The 18354-nt window shown below is 37.6% G+C and carries 20 protein-coding genes and 1 pseudogene; 6 read left to right on the top strand and 15 right to left on the bottom strand.

Going from position 1 to position 18354, the window contains the following annotated elements:
* Positions 1-7: 7 nt before the first annotated feature.
* On the top strand, positions 8-1141 hold the full coding sequence (locus LA20531_RS09300; RefSeq protein WP_056940693.1) for a glycerate kinase family protein: 1134 nt from the start codon (positions 8-10) through the stop codon (positions 1139-1141).
* Between the two features lie 61 nt (positions 1142-1202).
* Positions 1203-2585 (top strand): IS3 family transposase, encoded by a 1383-nt coding sequence (locus LA20531_RS09295; RefSeq protein WP_099202202.1) that lies wholly within the window; start codon positions 1203-1205, stop codon positions 2583-2585.
* Between the two features lie 33 nt (positions 2586-2618).
* Here LA20531_RS09295 and LA20531_RS09290 read toward each other — a convergent pair whose 3' ends face one another.
* The 12 genes from LA20531_RS09290 to murB form a co-directional block, all read right to left on the bottom strand.
* On the bottom strand, positions 2619-3080 hold the full coding sequence (locus LA20531_RS09290) for a low molecular weight protein-tyrosine-phosphatase (protein ID WP_013641689.1): 462 nt from the start codon (positions 3078-3080) through the stop codon (positions 2619-2621).
* Positions 3077-3799 carry a hypothetical protein gene (locus LA20531_RS09285; protein ID WP_056940521.1) on the bottom strand — a complete coding sequence of 241 codons (723 nt, stop codon included), beginning with the start codon at positions 3797-3799 and terminating at the stop codon, positions 3077-3079. The genes LA20531_RS09290 and LA20531_RS09285 overlap by 4 nt, the downstream gene beginning before the upstream one ends.
* Positions 3800-3819: 20 nt before the next feature.
* Positions 3820-4626, bottom strand: a complete 807-nt coding sequence (locus tag LA20531_RS09280; RefSeq protein WP_056940522.1) for a Cof-type HAD-IIB family hydrolase — start codon at positions 4624-4626, stop codon at positions 3820-3822.
* A 17-nt stretch (positions 4627-4643) separates the two neighbouring features.
* Complete coding sequence (locus LA20531_RS09275) at positions 4644-5459, bottom strand: Cof-type HAD-IIB family hydrolase (protein ID WP_013437524.1); 816 nt, start codon at positions 5457-5459, stop codon at positions 4644-4646.
* A gap of 98 nt (positions 5460-5557) precedes the next feature.
* Entirely contained in the window at positions 5558-6913 is a 1356-nt protein-coding gene (gene glmM, locus LA20531_RS09270) for a phosphoglucosamine mutase (RefSeq protein WP_056940523.1), read from the bottom strand.
* A 28-nt stretch (positions 6914-6941) separates the two neighbouring features.
* Positions 6942-7901, bottom strand: a complete 960-nt coding sequence (locus tag LA20531_RS09265; protein ID WP_056940524.1) for a CdaR family protein — start codon at positions 7899-7901, stop codon at positions 6942-6944.
* The gene (gene cdaA / locus LA20531_RS09260) at positions 7898-8740 is read right to left on the bottom strand and encodes a diadenylate cyclase CdaA (protein WP_056940525.1); all 843 of its coding nucleotides are present in this window, start codon (positions 8738-8740) and stop codon (positions 7898-7900) included. The genes LA20531_RS09265 and cdaA overlap by 4 nt, the downstream gene beginning before the upstream one ends.
* Before the next feature lie 38 nt (positions 8741-8778).
* Positions 8779-9852 (bottom strand): ABC transporter substrate-binding protein, encoded by a 1074-nt coding sequence (locus LA20531_RS09255; RefSeq protein ID WP_013437520.1) that lies wholly within the window; start codon positions 9850-9852, stop codon positions 8779-8781.
* On the bottom strand, positions 9849-10664 hold the full coding sequence (locus LA20531_RS09250) for an ABC transporter permease (RefSeq protein WP_056940526.1): 816 nt from the start codon (positions 10662-10664) through the stop codon (positions 9849-9851). Before LA20531_RS09250 ends, LA20531_RS09255 begins: the two co-directional genes overlap by 4 nt.
* The gene (locus LA20531_RS09245; RefSeq protein ID WP_056940527.1) at positions 10661-11473 is read right to left on the bottom strand and encodes an ABC transporter permease; all 813 of its coding nucleotides are present in this window, start codon (positions 11471-11473) and stop codon (positions 10661-10663) included. The genes LA20531_RS09250 and LA20531_RS09245 overlap by 4 nt, the downstream gene beginning before the upstream one ends.
* The gene (locus tag LA20531_RS09240; RefSeq protein ID WP_056940528.1) at positions 11463-12560 is read right to left on the bottom strand and encodes an ABC transporter ATP-binding protein; all 1098 of its coding nucleotides are present in this window, start codon (positions 12558-12560) and stop codon (positions 11463-11465) included. Before LA20531_RS09240 ends, LA20531_RS09245 begins: the two co-directional genes overlap by 11 nt.
* 61 nt (positions 12561-12621) lie before the next feature.
* Positions 12622-13518 (bottom strand): UDP-N-acetylmuramate dehydrogenase, encoded by an 897-nt coding sequence (gene murB, locus LA20531_RS09235; RefSeq protein ID WP_056940529.1) that lies wholly within the window; start codon positions 13516-13518, stop codon positions 12622-12624.
* 97 nt (positions 13519-13615) lie between these two features.
* Here murB and LA20531_RS09230 point away from each other — a divergent pair, with 97 nt between their 5' ends.
* From LA20531_RS09230 to LA20531_RS09220, 3 genes and pseudogenes are all read left to right on the top strand, one after another.
* Positions 13616-14149 carry a 3'-5' exonuclease gene (locus LA20531_RS09230; RefSeq protein WP_056940530.1) on the top strand — a complete coding sequence of 178 codons (534 nt, stop codon included), beginning with the start codon at positions 13616-13618 and terminating at the stop codon, positions 14147-14149.
* A gap of 154 nt (positions 14150-14303) precedes the next feature.
* The gene (locus LA20531_RS09225; RefSeq protein WP_056940531.1) at positions 14304-14537 is read left to right on the top strand and encodes an alpha/beta hydrolase; all 234 of its coding nucleotides are present in this window, start codon (positions 14304-14306) and stop codon (positions 14535-14537) included.
* A gap of 15 nt (positions 14538-14552) precedes the next feature.
* A pseudogene (locus tag LA20531_RS09220) lies at positions 14553-15158 on the top strand (alpha/beta hydrolase fold domain-containing protein); the annotation flags it as partial.
* A 68-nt stretch (positions 15159-15226) separates the two neighbouring features.
* On the opposite strand, the gene tsaE reads toward LA20531_RS09220, so the two are convergent.
* The 3 genes from tsaE to LA20531_RS09205 are packed head-to-tail and all read right to left on the bottom strand — an operon-like array spanning position 15227 to position 17407.
* Positions 15227-15706 carry a tRNA (adenosine(37)-N6)-threonylcarbamoyltransferase complex ATPase subunit type 1 TsaE gene (gene tsaE / locus LA20531_RS09215; RefSeq protein WP_056940533.1) on the bottom strand — a complete coding sequence of 160 codons (480 nt, stop codon included), beginning with the start codon at positions 15704-15706 and terminating at the stop codon, positions 15227-15229.
* On the bottom strand, positions 15706-16695 hold the full coding sequence (gene pta / locus LA20531_RS09210; RefSeq protein WP_056940534.1) for a phosphate acetyltransferase: 990 nt from the start codon (positions 16693-16695) through the stop codon (positions 15706-15708). Before pta ends, tsaE begins: the two co-directional genes overlap by 1 nt.
* Before the next feature lie 13 nt (positions 16696-16708).
* Positions 16709-17407 carry a uracil-DNA glycosylase gene (locus LA20531_RS09205; protein ID WP_013641676.1) on the bottom strand — a complete coding sequence of 233 codons (699 nt, stop codon included), beginning with the start codon at positions 17405-17407 and terminating at the stop codon, positions 16709-16711.
* A gap of 67 nt (positions 17408-17474) precedes the next feature.
* On the opposite strand from LA20531_RS09205, the gene LA20531_RS09200 reads away from it, so the two are divergent.
* Positions 17475-18350, top strand: coding sequence for a Cof-type HAD-IIB family hydrolase (locus LA20531_RS09200; protein WP_056940535.1), 876 nt, complete (start codon positions 17475-17477; stop codon positions 18348-18350).
* Positions 18351-18354 lie beyond the last annotated feature (4 nt).

Raw genomic sequence — 18354 nt, 5'->3', positions numbered from 1 at the left:
GACAATAATGAAATTCGTACTAGCATCCGATTCATTCAAGGAAAGCATGACAGCTAAAGAAGTTTGTCAGGCAATGGAAAATGGCATTAGAAAAGTATTGCCAGACGCAAAAATTATTTCGGTTCCCATGGCTGACGGCGGTGAAGGCACAATGGATTCTCTAATTGATGCCACTAACGGTCAAAAATATGCGGTTAAAGTTACCGAACCATTAGGTACACCAGTAACAGCTCATTATGGCATTTTGGGTGATCAAAAGACTGCAATCATTGAAATGGCAGAAGCCAGTGGCCTTTCCTATGTGCCACAGGATAAGAGAACTCCTGCAACTATTAAAAAAACTACTACTTTTGGTACCGGTGAATTAATCAATGCTGCTTTAAAGCACGATGTTACGCGAGTCATCATTGGCCTTGGCGGCAGTAGTACTAATGATGGCGGTAGTGGCATGGCCCAAGCAATTGGTGTTAAATTCTTTGACCATAATGATCACGAAATTACTCAAAAATTAGGTGGCGGCGATTTAAAACAAATTACCAGAATTGACACGATAGATATTAACCCCAAAATCAAAAAGACTAAGTTTTTGCTCGCTAGCGATGTAACCAATCCTCTGACAGGAACGAATGGTGCCTCTTATGTCTTCGGTCCCCAAAAAGGTGCGGACCAAGCAACAGCTAAAGAGTTGGATGAAAATTTAAGTCACTACGCGAAAATTATTGGTCAAAATATAGCACAAACTCCTGGTAGCGGTGCAGCTGGCGGTTTAGGTGCCGGTCTGTTGGCCTTTACTCATGCCAAAATCTATCCTGGCGTTAAGCTAGTTGCCAATGAAGTACACCTAGCTGAAAAAATAAAAGAAGCCGACTATGTTTTTACAGGTGAAGGCGGAACTGATTTCCAAACTCAATTCGGTAAAACACCATACGGTGTGGCTCAAATTGCTAAAAAATATGACGTCCCAGTTATCTCACTTGCCGGTTATATTGGTAAAGGAATTGATCATCTCTATGACAAAGGATTCACCGCTATCTTTGGTATTTTGGCCAAGGCCGAAAATATTGATCAAGCTTTAAAAGATGGGCCGCAAAATGTTGAACGTACTACCGAAAATGTCGTTCGTTTGATCGCAAAAAAATAAAAGGATGAGCAAAGCTCATCTGAAGTGAGACCTAAAAGTGAGACACTTTTAGGTCTTTACTATGTCTAAATTTAATAAAGAACAGAAAATAGAAATTTATCGTAAATGGAAAGATGAAAAGATTTCAATAAGTCAGTTGTCTAAAACATATAAAACGAATGTAGCTAATTTGGATTACATGCTTAGATTAATTGATATGTATGGAATCAATGTTTTAGATAGGCCTTATCAGGTTTATTCTAAGGAATTTAAAGAACAAGCAATTGAGCAAGCTGTTTTCAGTACCAAGTCATATGTACAAGTATCACTAGAACTGGGGCTTAAGAGTATTGGCACACTTAGTATTTGGCTTAGAGAATATAAGGAAAACGGGTATAATGTCATTATCAAACAGAAAGGACGCCCTGCCCGTGATCAAAGAGACTCAAAAATCACGCAAGGAATTGGAGAAAGAGATCCAAAAGCTGAAAGAAGAAAACTTGCGATTGCGTATTGTGAACGAATACGTAAAAAAACTGAAGGCCTTGGATCAAGACAAAGATCGAAAGAAATAGCTAAGGCAATTACTGATCTAAGGCATGAATTTAAGGTTAGCTTGAACTATGTCTTAGATGCAATTTCAGAGCATCCAGAGCTGCCTACGATTGCCAGAAGTTCTTACTATAAAATAATTAAACGAAAGCCTAAGAAGCCCAAGCGTTCCAAACTTATTGCAAGGATCAAGGAAATATTTAATCGTCACAAAGGACGCTATGGCTATCGTCGAGTGGCACTCCAGTTAATAAAAGAAGGCTGGAATATTACTGAGAAAACAGTCCGTTACTGGATGCATAAATTGGGTCTTAAGGGTATCAGACGCAACAAGCGTAAGTATTCAAGCTACAAGGGAACTATTGGCAAGATAGCCCCTAATTTAATTCGTCGTGATTTCTTTGCACCAATGCCCAACATGAAATGGTACACTGACATTACTGAATTTCACCTCAATGGTGAAAAGCTTTATCTATCACCTATTTTGGATGGTTGTGGAGGCGATATAGTCTCTTACACTATTTCCAAACATCCAGACATGGAGTTAGTAATGACAATGCTTGATAGGGCTTTTGCCAAGGAAACGGCTCTTAATAATTGCATCTTTCATACTGATCAGGGCTGTCAATACCAAAGTCCAAGATATCAGCGTGCTTTAAAGCTTCATGGTATTACTCAAAGCATGTCTAGAAAAGGTAATTCCATGGATGATGGGCTAATGGAAAACTTCTTTGGCTTGCTCAAAACAGAGATGTTCTATGATCAAGAATACAAGTACCATAGTCTTCAAGAATTAGCTCAAGCAATCGAAGAATATATCGAATACTATAACGAAGAAAGGATAAAGAGCAGATTAAAAGGCTTAACTCCGAAAGAATATCGGAATCAAGCCTCTATTAATCCTGTATTTTAAACTGTCTAATTTTTAGGTCTCAGTTCAATCCTTTTATTTATCCTCTTTTAGCTTTTTGATTAATCCTTCGCATCCTTTATAAATCTCTTGATATGCCGTATCAAAATCATTGGTGTACCAAGGATCATCAACATCGTCATATGAACCAGCGAATTCCAATAGCTTATGCTCTTTTCTTTGCGCATCCCCACCGGTAATTCGATTCATATCAGCGAAGTTTTCTTCATCCATACAAATTAAATATTCATATTCATCGTAATCTTTTGCTGTCATTTGACTGGCACGATGGCCACGGTCATAAGGCATTCTATTCTTTTCAAGTTCTCGTTGAGCACGTGGATCAATTCCTCTACCCAATGCATCTTGTGTCGTCGCCTTTGATTCAGCAACATACTGATCTTCTAACCCATTTTGCTTGATTAGATATTGCATAATTGCTTCTGCCATAGGTGAACGACAGATATTGCCATGACAAACAAAGAGAATTTTTTTCATTTCTTAACTTTCACTTCTTTCGTTACTTTTAAAAGAATCGGCCATAATATGGTAGTTGCTAAACCAACTATCAAACCAATCCAAACGCCTTGAGACAAGGTTACTCTAAGACCGCTATATACGTTAGCCTGCAGTACAGTTGTAATATCATTTGCGGCAATCCACAGGGCCATAAATGAACCAACTGATGCTATTGCGAGTGGAACCGACGCCGATGCGCGACCAAAAGCAATTAGAATCGCTGCCAAAAGGAACAATAATGCAACCACGAAGATTGAATACTCATAAATAGAAATTGCGTGATAGACTTCGTCGGATTTTTCCTTTAATTTATGGTTGATTTGCTTGACCATATATTCATTAATTATTTCTTCCAGCTTGGTTTTACTAGATAAATTAAGATCTTTAGGCGTCAGTTTGCCTTGTTCATTATATTTTTCGCATGCTCGATATAAGTCTGCATAAGACATTTCTACCTGATATTTTTTAGGCAGTTGCATTAACAGCGTTTGCTCTAATCCAGACGCCTCTAAGAACCTAACCCCATCTTTTAAATTAGGATTATCTGAATCAGCTACGACTCGATTTATGATTGCTTTCCCCATCGCTTGCGTATCATTAATTTTTAAACTGATTACGCTCGTTAACAGCAAGAAAAAGGAAACTGCTGTACAGATTACCATAAGTACACGCAAAATAATCTTTTTCATATTCTTCATCTAATGTTCTTTTCTAACATTTAAAAAATAAATTTATCAATTGCATAGGCTATACCAGCTTCATCATTACTCTTGGTAACGAAATCCGCTTTTTCCTTAATTTCATCAATTGCGTTGCCCATGGCAACCTTCTTAAAATCAAGATTCTTAAACATGGACATATCATTGCCCTGGTCACCAAAAATCATGACTTCATCATCTTTAATGCCCAATTTTTGTGCTAATTGATGAACGCCTCGACCCTTTGAGGCTTCACGCTTATTGATCTCTAAAATCATTGGATCACTACGTGCAACATTATAATTCCTTAGCCACTCAGGAATATTCTGTTCCAATCTATCTAATTTATTTTTTGGCCCAGTATATTCAGCCTTAATAAACTGAAAATCTGCTGGAACTTCATCAAAATCCTTAACCACAAAAGGCGCTCCACTGACAGCAGACATTTTAGCCATTTTAGTAGATAATCGTCTGTCTAGCGTCCAATAATCATGTTCCTTCATAAAATGAAGGTTCACGCCTGGATTTTGCTTTTGCAGCTGAATAAACTTTCTAAACTCATCATAATCGAATTGATGACTAATTAAGACATTACCAGAAATAGATTGAACTAAGCCACCATTATAGAGTACCGCATAGTTGTCATCGCCATTTATCGCTAGTTCTCCCATGTAAGGAATAACTCCAGGCAGCGGTCTACCAGATGCAGGTACAACCTTTATTCCAGCTTCATCCGCTTTTTTTAAGGCCTGTTTGGTCTCTTCGCCAATCTGATTATTTGATTGTAAAAGAGTGCCATCCATGTCGACCGCAATTAATTTAATCATTTTATACCTGCTTCTGTTTACAATACAAACTTCTTAATCGCCTTAGCAATACCATTATGATCGTTATCATCAGTCACATAATCTGCTTTTTCTTTAATATCACTAATTGCATTGCCCATCGCAATTTTCATGAAGTTAGGATTTTCAAACATCGACAAATCGTTGCCTTGATCGCCAAATACCATGACATCTTTTTGGTTAACTTTAAGACGTGAGGCTAGGTCCATTAATGCATTACCTTTGGAAGCACCCAATGCATTTAATTCGATAATACTATCAAAACTACGTACGATATCATAAGAATCAAATGCCCATGATGGCAAGCTGTTCCATAATTTATCCACTTGGTCGCTACCTTCAACAGAAGTGAAGCCCACTTTATTGAAAGTAAAATCTTGTGGAATTTCTTTGCGCTCTCTAACCTTAAGTACGTTATTAGTCAAAGCCGCATTGATTTGCATTTGGACAGATAAATCACGGTCGCAGGTTAAGAAATACTTGGTAGTTTCAAAATGTACATCAACATGACTTAAACGTTGGAAACGAAGCATATTATTAAAGTCTTGATAGTCAAGTTCTTGACTCATTAATACACGACCGGAAAGACTTTGAACCACTGCTCCGTTAAACACGATGGCATACTGATCATCACCGGATAATCCTAATTGCTGTGTAAATGGCAAAGTACCTGAAAGAGGTCTACCAGTGGCCAAGACAACTTTAATGCCATTTTCAGAGGCAACTCGCAAAACTCTTTCTGTCTCAGGCAAAATAAGATTTCCACTTGATAATAAAGTTCCGTCTAGATCAACCGCGATTATTTTAATTGCCATTTTTATTCCCCCTCGACCTTTTAAAAATCACACATCTTTAATTATACAAAAAGCCGTGAGCTAACTCACGACTTTTTATTCACAGGTATTTTGTTTAATTATTTAGTACCCATTTCTTTTTCAACAACCTTAACGATACGGTTTACGTATTCATCGGTTTCTTCTTGAGTTGGGCCTTCTGCCATAACTCTAAGAAGAGCTTGAGTACCTGAAGGACGAACAAGTACACGACCATTGCCGCCCATGTCTTTTTCTACTTCAGCAATTACATCAAGGATTGGTTGGTGCTTCTTCCAATTCTTCTTGTCAGCAACCGGAACGTTTACTAAGCATTGTGGGTAGTCCTTGAAGTCTTTCAAAAGTTCGCTCAATGACTTGCCAGTCTTCTTCATTACTAGCATCAAGTGAAGACCAGTAAGCATACCATCACCGGTGTTGTGGTAGTCGCTCATAATAACGTGACCTGATTGTTCACCACCAAGGTTGTAACCATGTGCACGCATTTCTTCTGAAACGTAACGGTCACCAACTTGGGTACGAACATTCTTAAGCCCTTCCTTTTCAAGAGCCTTAGTAAATCCAAGATTACTCATTACAGTAGTAACGATAGTATCCTTCTTAAGACGACCGTGTTCAGCTAAGTATGAACCGATTACGTACATAATGTGGTCACCATCAACTTCGTTACCATTTTCGTCGACAGCAATACAACGGTCGGCATCACCGTCAAAGGCTAAACCAAGTTGTGCACCTTGCTTAACAACTTCTTTTTGCAAGTTTTCGGTGTGAGTAGCACCACAGTGGTCGTTAATGTTCAGGCCATTTGGATGAGTGTAAATAGTAGTAAAGTCAACGCCACAGTCAGCAAACAATCTTGAAATAAGAGCACTTGAAGCACCGTTGGCACCATCAATAACAACCTTAATGCCGCCTAAGTCTTCTGGAATAGTGTTTTCAATAAATTGTAAGTACTTAGCACTACCTTCGTGGAAGTCAGTAACAGTACCTAAACCTTCAGCAGATGGACGAGGAAGTTTGTCTTCTTTAGCATCGATTAATTTTTCTATTTCGCCTTCCATTTCATCTGAAAGCTTCAAACCATCGCTACCAAAGAACTTAATACCGTTATCTTCAACTGGGTTGTGAGAAGCAGAAATTTGCACACCAGCATCTGCACCTTGTGCACGAACCAAGTATGAAAGACCTGGAGTGGTAATTACGCCAACTTCAAGAACTTCAATACCTACTGAAAGAAGACCTGAAATAAGTGCGTATTCAAGCATTTGACCAGAAATACGAGTATCGCGAGAAACTAATACCTTAGCTTGTTCACCATCTTTTTTGTTCTTGGTTAAAACGTAACCACCGTCACGACCTAATTTAAAGGCCATTTCTGGAGTCAAGCCTTGATTTGCTACGCCACGAACACCATCAGTTCCAAAATATTTTAACATCTAATAAACAACCTTTCTTGCTATTTTATTAATTGCTTGAGTTTTTAACCTTAATGGATATTTGTACTTCCGCAGGATCAGCTCTTGCAACTCCCTTAGGCAATACCAAAGAATAATTTCTTACAGTTGGCGAATCAATACCCTTTAAATCGACGTCCACATTTAGCTGATTGATTTTCGCTAAAACGGATTTTTGCCCATATAAAGTTACCTTATCTCTTTTAGCCGTTACGGAATAGACCTTATTATTCTTTTCATTCTTAGGTCTTAGATTCAATTTAACAGTTTTCTTAGATAGTGAAACAGGAAGTTTGGCAGTTGCAGTCGAAGGAGTAATGACCGCATTTAATTGTCTTCCCTTACTATCTTCAGCAACCAAAATCACTTGTCTTTCATAAGTGTGATTAATGCCATTAGGAAGCGGAAGCTTAGCAACAATTTGATCAATTTGGTTTACTTCGCCCTTAGCACCGGTTACCTCCACTTTTTGTGGATCAACTGTGGGCTTGCCAATATTATATCCATTTGCAACAGCATTTTTATTATACTCTATTTGAACTGGCATGGTACGGGATTTTCTTCGTTCAATATCCACATTAACCGTTGCCGGATTAATCGTATATGATAATTGACTATTAAGTCCAGTAACTTGCACCTTAACGATCTGCTTGCCTATTTTTCTATGAGTCAAATCGATGTAGGCTCTGAAACTCTGCGTGTTAACCGTTGAAGTAACTAATGCATTAGATCCTTCCAAAGTGATCTTCACTTTTTCTGGATAGCCAACAACATAATACTTGTCTGTATCAATTGAAACTTGCAAAGGTACACTGATTGTTTGAGTTTCATTGGCTGTTTCCCTTGTTTTTCTCGGTTCGCCTTGCGTTACAAAACCAGTTTGCGTTGAGTCAATATAAATTACCAATAAAATTGCCAATAGTAGTGAGACCACTTTAATAAACCAACGTTTATTCCAAAAATCTTTCATCGGTCTGCACCCCATTTCCAAACTTTGTTAATTACACGCTTGTACCAAGGAATCTTCTTTTCTTCCTTAGGAACCAATTGCGCATTGAGGTACTTCAAATATTCATCTCGTGAAAGGTCTAAAAGAAAACGACCATTCTTAGTAATAGTTACGCCACCAGTTTCTTCAGAAACAACGATAGTAACAGCGTCCGTTACTTCTGAAATCCCGACGGCAGCCCTGTGTCTTGTTCCCAATCGCTTAGGAATCATATTGTTGTCGGACAAAGGCAAATAGGCAGCAGCTACGGCGATGCGATTATTGTTGATAATTACCGCACCATCATGCAGAGGAGTATTTGGAATGAAAATATTGATTAGTAATTCTCCCGTAATATCTGCATCCAGCTTAATCCCGGTTTCAATATAATCATCCAATCCCGTGTCCTGTTGAATTGTGATCAAAGCACCAATTCTTCTTTTGGACATATAGTGAATGGCTTTATCCAATTCTTTGACCATTCTTACTGATTGATCATGTGGACTTTCGCCTCGTCCATTAAAAATTGGAGTTCGACCTAAACGCTCCAGCCCTCTACGAATTTCAGGCTGGAAGATGACAATAATTCCGATTACCGCCCACGAAACAATCTGATCGACGATATAGGTTACGGCATGCAGCTGGAGTAATCCTGCTACAATTCTAACGATGAAAATGAAAACAATACCTTTAGCTAGTTGCACTGCCTTGGTACCGCGAATCATCATAAACAAGCAGTATACCAAATACCAAATGATTAATACATCTAACGCTATCGACAGGTTGTTCCATGTAAATAGATTAGAAACATCAAAATGCATTGAGAACTCCTTTCTTCTTTAATTATAACTAACCTCTTTTATCGTGCATACATTTTAAATTCTAAAAATAGATCATTATATTCTTGCATCTTTTTTGGACCTAAATCTTTAAAGACTTGCAAGTGACGCAACGTAGTTTGATCAGGGTAAAATTGACGATCTTCTCTAATATACTTAGGCAACAATTTTTGAGCAGCTACGTTTGGAGTGGCATAGCCAACATACTTGGCATTTTGTGCTGCATTCTTTGGCTCTAGCATGAAGTTAATAAACTCATAAGCGGCCTTTTTATTTTTAGCCGTTTTAGGAACAACGAAGTTATCAAACCACAAATTTGATCCCTCTTTTGGCACTACATAATGCAAATGGTGATTGCTTTCCATCATTTCGTGCGCTTCCCCTGACCAGGTAACACCAATTGCAGCCTCATTTTGGATCATGTACATTCGCATTTCATCCGAAATAATCGCCTTAATATTAGGACCTAATCCGTCCAATTTAGTTTGGGCTAAATTCAGTTTCATGCTGCTAGTCGTATTCATTGAATAGCCTAATGATACTAGTGACATACCCATTGCATCCCTAGCTGAATCAACTAGCAAGATCTGATGACGATATTTCTTTGACCAAAGATCATTCCAAGTTTTAATTGCACCTTTTTTGACAAATTTATCATTGTAGACGATCCCTAAAGTACCCCAGAAATATGGTACTGAATAGTCATTTTCTGCATCAAATGATTTATGCAAAAAGTTTTTGCCAATATATTTCATATTAGGAATTTTTTGCTTATCTAATCGATCAAGCAAGTGAGCTTTACGCATCTTGGTAACCATATATTCAGATGGAATGGTCAAATCGTATGCGGTACCACCTTGTTTAATCTTAGTGTACATCGCTTCGTTAGAATCAAATGTTTCATAAACCACATGATAACCAGATTGCTTCTCAAATTTCTTGATCAGCTTAGGGTCTAGATAATCACCCCAATTATAAATGATTAAGCTTTGGCCTTTTCCTCCGGCAGCCGGTTTTTCTAAGTGATGAGCCAGACCAGCAAGACCTAAGCAAACTAAGAGAATTGAAATGATTGCAATGAAAATCTTTTTCATTTGACCAATCCTCCTATCACTCTATGATTCTTGCGTCTGCTCTTTTTAGTGGTGATAAAGTAATAACTTCCTACCAAAAGTAATACGAATAAAAACATCACTGTACTTAAAGCATTGATTTCTAGATCGATCCCTTGGCGCGCTCTTGAATAAATTTCTACAGACAAAGTTGAAAAGCCGTTACCAGTAACAAAGAACGTTACCGCAAAGTCGTCTAGCGAATATGTCAATGCCATGAACATGCCTGAAAAAATTCCTGGCATAATTGCCGGAATGAGCACGTTGCTAAATACCTGCCAGGAGTTGGCACCTAAATCTCGTGCCGCATCAATTAAAGAGGTATCCATTTCATTAAGTCGCGGCAGAACCATCAACACTACAATTGGAATTGAAAACGCAATGTGACTGAGCAAAACTGAGCCAAAGTTTAAGCCAATACCCAGTGCAGTGAAGAAGATCAAAAAGCTGGCACCAATAATTACATCTGGCGATACCATCAACACATTATTTAATGCTAAAGTGGTCTTTATGTGTGCTTCTTTTCTCATACCATTAATCGCAATTGCACCAAAAGTACCAATGATCGTTGCAATTAAACTAGAAAGAAGTGCTAACAAAATTGTTTCCAAAAAGATAGCCAACAAACGATTATCTTGAAAAAGCGTTTGATAATGAACAAAAGTAAAATGCTCAAATTTATTCATGTTCTTTCCACTAGAAAAAGAAAAGTAGATCAAATAAAAGATAGGAACATAGAGCAAAACTAGTGTCAAAGATAGGTAGACTCTAGCAATTAAATGTCTGTTTCTCATAAGTCAACCTTCTTTCTTCTAGCTTTTCTACTGGTAATGAGCATGGCAATTACCATCAATACAATCAAAATTACGCCAATCGTCGCACCCATATTCCAGTTCATGGTGGTCATGAAATACTCTTCAATTGCCGTACCTAAGGTAATAACACGGTTACCACCAATTAATCTGGTGAGCATAAACAAAGATAGCGATGGGATAAAAATCGCCTGAACACCGCTTTCTACGCCTGGACGAGATAGTGGCCACAATACGTATTTAAATGTTTGCCAACGACTGGCACCCAAATCTTCTGAGGCTTGAATAACGGCCGGATTGATCTCTTTAATCGCATTAAAAATTGGCAAAATCATAAATGGAATTTCAATGTAGGTTGCTACAAAAATAAAAGCAAAATCCGTAAAGAGAATATTTACCGGTCCAATCCCAAACAACTGTAGAAATTTATTAACTAGGCCGTTGTTACCTAAAATTCCAATAAACGCATATGCCTTAAGAAGCAAATTAATCCAAGTTGGCAAAATGATCAGCAGCAGCCATAACTGTTGATTTTTCATTTTGGTTAAAAAATATGCCGCTGGATAAGATATTAGTAAAGTAATCAAAGTTATCAACAACGCATACCAGAACGAATTAAGCATCATGCGCAAAAAGGTACCATTCCTAAAGAATGCGGCATAATTATTCAAGGTAAAACTTCTGTTGCTATCCGTGAATGAATACCATAAGATCAACAGAATTGGCAAAAAAACAAACAGGATGATCCACATCAGATAAGGAATCAAGAATAGAGCTTTCCTAGTCTTCATTTTCATCCCCCTCGTATTTCTCAATTCTGGCATCAAAGTCTGCTTGGCTTTCATTGAGACGCATTACATGGATATCTTCTGGATCAAAGAATAAGCCTATTCTTTGTCCCAGTTTTACGCCATTAGTTGAATGAATCAGCCATTCGTTTTCATTAGCATCAATTGCCTTAATTTCGAAGTGATCCCCTAAAAACAATTGCGTTTGTGCAGTAACTACAATCTTGCCCTTTTCAGGATCAACGATATCTAAGTCTTCTGGTCGAATTACGACCTCCACTTTTTCATTAGGCTTGATCCCACCATCTGCACATTTAAATTTATTATTGGCAAATTCTACTTCATAGTCTTTGATCATCCGACCAGATAAAATATTTGAGTCCCCAATAAAACGAGCGACAAAATCATTAACCGGTTCATCATAAATAGCTACAGGACTACCACTTTGCTGAATTTTGCCATCATTTAAGACAAAAATCTCATCACTCATCGAAAGAGCCTCTTCCTGATCGTGCGTAACAAAAATGAAGGTAATACCCAGCTTCTTTTGAATTGCTCTTAACTCAAACTGCATATCCTTACGCAATCTTTTATCTAAAGCAGATAATGATTCATCAAGTAAAAGCACCTTAGGTTCATTTACTATTGCCCGTGCAATGGCTACACGCTGCTGCTGACCACCACTAAGTTCAGAAATTTCACGGTTTGCGTAACCGTCCAGCCGTACCATATGCAGAGCATCTTTGACAGCCGGTTTAATTTCATTCATCGGCTTCTTTTTTATTTTTAAACCAAAGGCAACGTTCTCAAAAACATTTAAATGCGGAAAAAGCGCGTAATTCTGAAAGACAGTGTTGATGTGCCGTTTTGCCGCATCAAGATTAGTAATGTCTTTTCCATCAAAATAAACTTTTCCGTCAGTCGGTTGAGTAAATCCAGCAATAATCCGTAAGATAGTGGATTTGCCTGACCCGCTGGGACCAAGTAATGAATAAAACTTACCTGATTCAATTGTTAAATTTATATCCTTAAGTGCAACAAAACCATCGTCATATTGTTTGGTAATATGCTTTAACTTAATAATATCCATTTCCATCCCCATAAAAAATAGCTATAAGCTTTGCAGCCTGTAGCTTGTCTCGTAATCTATTCTATTTTTCCTTACCGATAATACGAACTTCGGTATGTAAATCTATATCGAACTTTTCTTTAATTGTCTTTTGAATAAGGTGAATTAAATTAAGGTAATCCGTTGCAGTGGCGCCACCCTTATTGACAATAAATCCGGCATGCTTAGTTGAGTCTTGCGCACCACCAATTTGTTTACCTTGCAGTCCCGCTTTAATAATCATTGGACCTACGAAGTGTCCTGTTGGACGCTTAAATACGCTACCACATGAAGGATATTCGAGTGGCTGCTTATATTGACGCAAGGCATTCAAATAATGCATGTGGTCCAAGATCTCGAGCTTGTCGCCTGGCTTCAAACTAAAGGTTGCACTTAAAACGATATCGCCATTATCTTGCACCAATGAATGACGGTATGAAAATTCCATTTCCTTATTAGAGTATGTTTTTAATTCGTCATCGCGCGTTAAAACCTTAACGCTCTCTACAACTTCTTGCATTTCACCGCCATAGGCACCAGCATTCATGAACACACCGCCGCCAATGCTGCCAGGAATTCCTGCCGCAAATTCCATGCCACTTAAACCATGATGAGCTGCTGTAAATGCTGTATCGATAATTCTTGCACCAGCATCAGCAGTTACCTTATTACCTTTTACTTCAATCTTTTTTAAGTCAGTTAAAATTATAACTAAGCCATCAATTCCGCCATCGCGAATGATTAAATTCGAGGCATTACCAATAATTGTTAATGGAATTTTATTTTCACGAGTAACTTTTACTAATTTTTCCACTTCTTCAGTACTTTTAGGAAAGGCTAAATATTCAGCCGCACCACCAGTTTTGGTAAAAGTATATCTACTTAATGGAATTTGCTCTTTAATATCAATTCCTTGCTCTTTTAAATCAAGTAATTCCACAATTTTGCCTCCTAGTTTTGTTTCTTGTTTTATTTTACCGCATAAAAGGCCTAGCTTCATCATTAAAAATGTTATACTTTTTCAAAAGGAGAATCTTATGAACTTTATTGCAATGGACTTCGAAACAGCTAACCATTATCCTGAAAGTGCCTGCTCACTCGCCTTAGTTATGGTTAGAAATACTAAAATCGTTGACCATTTTTACACGGTAATTAATCCACAAATGCCGTTTGATGCACGTAACATTCAAGTACACCAAATTACAGCGGAGGATGTTAAAAATGCCCCAACTATGGCTGAAGTTTGGCCTAAAATCAAAGGACTATATCAACCTGGCATGCTCGTGGCAGCTCACAATGCTAGATTTGATACTAATGTCATGCGCCAAAGTTTAGCTCGCTATAATATTTCTGAGCCGCATTATTTAGTAATCGATACTTTGGCAACTAGCAAAAAATTTGAACCGGAATTACCTAACCATAAATTAGATACGGTATCTGAAGCACTTGATGTTGAATTATGGCATCACCATAACGCTCTAAGTGACAGCGAAGCCTGTGCAGGTATTTTGATTAATCAAGAAAAGCAATTCGGCGATGAAGCTATCAAGAATTTAATTTATCAAATTTAGAAAGAAGCATTTCATAATTATAAAAAATACGATTTATGGTGATAAAACTGGATTACTTGATCCTAAAGTTAAAGCAAGGCTAGATCCTAATCATCTTTATAGTGAAAAGAATATTGAACATCCCGTTACGTTAGACAACCTGGACTTCAAGTCTATGCTTGGTGGCTATCCTGAAATTAAAACCGATATTTTAAGAGTTGCAGAAAATGATATTTTAATTCCATTAGATAATCATGCTATTCCTGCTCGAATTTACACACCTGAAAGAACTAATGGCGAATGTCTAATTTTTGTTCATGGCGGGGGCTTTTATGCTGGAACACTTGATAGTTTCAATCCTCGATGTAGATATTTAGCAGATGCAGGTGACTTTATCATTGTTTCATGAGCATATCGGTTAGCTCCAGAAACTCCATTTTCAGGTGCCTATCTTGATATTAAAAATTCGATTGATTGGATTATGACTCACCAAAATAAAATTGGTTTTAATGATACACAAATTTATATGACCGGCGATAGTGCTGGTGGTGAGCTTTACGTTGCCTGCCGTTTAACAGACAACAAGCATCAAATTCGGCATCTTTTTCCAATGTATGCAGCTATAGATATTACTGACACTAGCAAGACAATTTATCATTGGCAATATTCTGATTATGACATGGATCCCACCGATGAACCTTTTATTCGCGCTCGTCTAAACAAATTTATTTATGTTAATAATGTCATTCGTTTGCTTTATCCTGGCATTGAGAATGTCGAAAATCCTTTAATCAGTCCTGTTTATTCGCATGACTTTAGCAAATTTCCAGATATTACTATTAACGAAGCAGAATTTGACTATTATTTACAAAGTAATAAATACTTTGCCCCAAAATTACGTCAGGCCGGTAAAAATGTAGAAGAAGTCTTCTACAAAGGAATGGACCACAGTTTTCTTGATCGTTCAGGTTCATGTAATCAAAGTGAGGATTTATTACAATTAATCGCAAGCGAAATAAATAATAACTAATTTATTACACAAAAAGATCTTGAACAAGTAACACTAATACTTATTCAAGATCTTTTTTAGCAATCCTATTATCTATTATATTCTGCTAATGCGTCTTTAACCCATTCTTTGTTACGCTTACCATGAGCATTGAATTCAACCACACGCTTGGTTGAGTCCCAACTATCATCAACTCTGGTAATCGTCAATTGCAAATATTCATCTGGCAAATCATTCATTACCAATTGTGGCCATTCAATGACTACCAAGCCAGGTTCTGCTAAGTAACCTTCCAAATCGATTGAAGATAAATCATCATTTTCCAAACGGTAAAAGTCCATATGAAAAAGCGGCATCTTAGCTTCACGGTATTCACGGACAATGGTAAAAGTTGGGCTTTTTACTGGGCGATGAATCCCAAGCTCACGTCCCAATCCTTGAGTCATAGTAGTTTTACCAGCTCCTAAATCACCATTTAGCAATAACAAATCATGTGGTTTAGCAGTTTTTGCCAAAGAAGCACCTAATTTTTGCATATCCTCAGCAGAATTAATCTCTAATTTTGTCATTAATTTTCATCCTTTGCTAGAGCTTGAGCTGCGGTAACAATTGCCAAGTCATAGATATCTTGTTCACTGCAGCCACGAGACAAGTCATTTACTGGAGCAGCAAGTCCTTGTAAAATTGGGCCAACAGCAGTAAAGCCACCAAGACGTTGAACCATCTTATAGGCAATGTTACCTGATTGAAGTTCTGGGAAAACAAAGACATTTGCATGACCAGCAACCTTTGAACCTGGAGCTTTCTTTTCACCAACAGCAGGAACAAATGCGGCATCAAATTGTAATTCACCATCACCAGGGATTTCTGGGTGATCTTTTTGGAACATGGCAGCTGCATCATGAACCTTATCTACCATTGGGCCTTCGGCAGAACCTTTAGTTGAAAAGCTTAAAAAGGCAACCTTAGGATCAATATCTGCCATCTTAGCGGTCAATGCTGATTGATAGCCAATTTCAGCTAAAGTTTCTTCATCAGGATTGATATTAATTGCACAGTCGGCAAAGATATATCTTTCATCGCCTTTTTCCATAACGAAGGCTCCTGATACTCTGTGCATCCACTTAGCAGCGTGAATAAGTTGTAAAGCAGGTAAAACAGTGTTGGCAGTTGAATGAGCCGCACCTGATACCATCCCATCAGCTAGGCCCATTTTTACCAGCATAGTGCCAAAGTAATTGCCTTTTGCCAACTTGGCTTTAGCTTCAGCAATGCTGGTATCCTTTCTTCTAGCCTTAACAAAAGCTTCAGCCATTTCGTCTAAATCAGCATAATTGTTTTGATCATAAATCTTTACGCCTTCAATATCTAAATTGTTGTCTGCAGCTAACTTTTCAACATCTTCTTTTTTACCAATTAAAATTGGTTCGATAATGCCATCTTTATTCAAATTTGATACTGCAGTTAAAACTCTAAGATCGTCACTTTCTGGAAAAACGATTCTCTTTTTTTCTGGTGCTGCTTCAACTTGTTTTTTAAATAATGAAAATACGCTCATTTTAATACCTCTTTTATGCTATGTCTGATTTACTTACAGTTTTCGGCAATTGCCAATCAATCGGTGTCTCACCAAATTTAACTAATGCCGCATTACAACGTGAAAATGGTCTTGAGCCAAAGAATCCACGATCAGCCGAAAATGGACTTGGATGAGATGATTTTATAATAAAGTTCTTACTTTGATCAATTAATGGGATTTTGTTTTGCGCAAATCTGCCCCATAAGATGAAAACCACCTTGCCACGTTCACTTAACGCCTTAATTGCCGTATCTGTGACATCTTCCCAGCCTTTACCTTGATGGCCATTTGCGTGTCCATATGGTACGGTCAAAACGGCATTCAAAAGCAATACGCCTTGATCTGCCCATTTTTTCAAATAACCATGGTTAACTGGCTGTGCACCAACATCATCATAAAGTTCTTTATAGATGTTTTTAAGTGATGGCGGAAGTGGTGTACCTGGCATGACAGAAAAACTCATCCCATTTGCCTGTCCAGGATTATGGTATGGATCTTGTCCCAAAATGACTACCTTTGTTTTAGCAAAGGGAGTTAATTTGAAAGCTGTGAATATATGATACATGTCAGGATAAATTTGCTTAGTAGAGTATTCTTCTCTTAGAAAGTTATGAAGTTCGTGATATTTCTCACTTGCAAAGACTGGATCTAATACTTGATCCCAATCATTGCCAATTAATTCTTTAGCCAAGTCTTACACCCTCTTTTCTAATCCTCTTTATGGTATCATTAATTTAACAGTAATTGGGAGGAAATTTATGATCAAATTAGTTGCTTGCGATTTAGATGGTACTCTTTTTAATTCAAATATGACCGTTTCAGAAGCAAATACTCAAGCTGTGAAAAATGCACAAAATAATGGAATTGAATTTCTGATTGCGACGGGTCGCGCCCCACGTGAATCACGTTCTATTTTAAGAGATGCAAATTTGCATACTGGCTTTATCAACCTAAATGGTGCTCTAGTATTTAACGAAGCAGGTCAATTAATGGTCAAACACAGTATCCCTACTCAGAAGGCCATCCAAATTGTTAACCTCCTTTATAAGGCTGGATTTTACTTTGAAGTCGTTACCGAAAATCAAGTTTATAGTGAAAACTTAGAGCAACGAATTACTAATGTAGCGCACTTGATGGTTGATTTAAATCCTCTGCTCGACTTCCGTCAAGCTGTCGCAATTTCTGCCGGTAATAAAACAATTATGAATATGAAGCAGGTTCCTAGTTTTACGGAATTGCTGGCTGATCCCGAAATCGAAGTGATGAAATTTATTGCTTTTGATTCACGCGGACACGAAGCTTTTGCCGATGTAAAAAAAGAAATCGCCGAATTAGGCGACCTAGTTATTACCTCTAGCTCATCTTCAAATATTGAAATTAATGCGGACGAGGCACAAAAGGGGCTTGCATTGCTGGATTATGCCAAATTAAAAAATATTAAAAAAGACGAAATCGCCGCTATTGGAGATAATCTAAATGATGAAAGCATGATTCGCGCAGCAGGTGTCGGCGTAGCAATGGGCAATGCGATTCCTTTAATAAAAGACATCGCTCAAGTTACCACCAAGAATAATAATGAAGATGGAGTAGCCTATATTCTTAATCAATTCATTAAAGATAATCAACAAAAATAGAGGT

It is taken from the genome of Lactobacillus amylovorus DSM 20531 (assembly GCF_002706375.1).
GTDB lineage: Bacteria > Bacillota > Bacilli > Lactobacillales > Lactobacillaceae > Lactobacillus > Lactobacillus amylovorus.
This window is presented reverse-complemented; position numbering and strand designations above follow the sequence as displayed.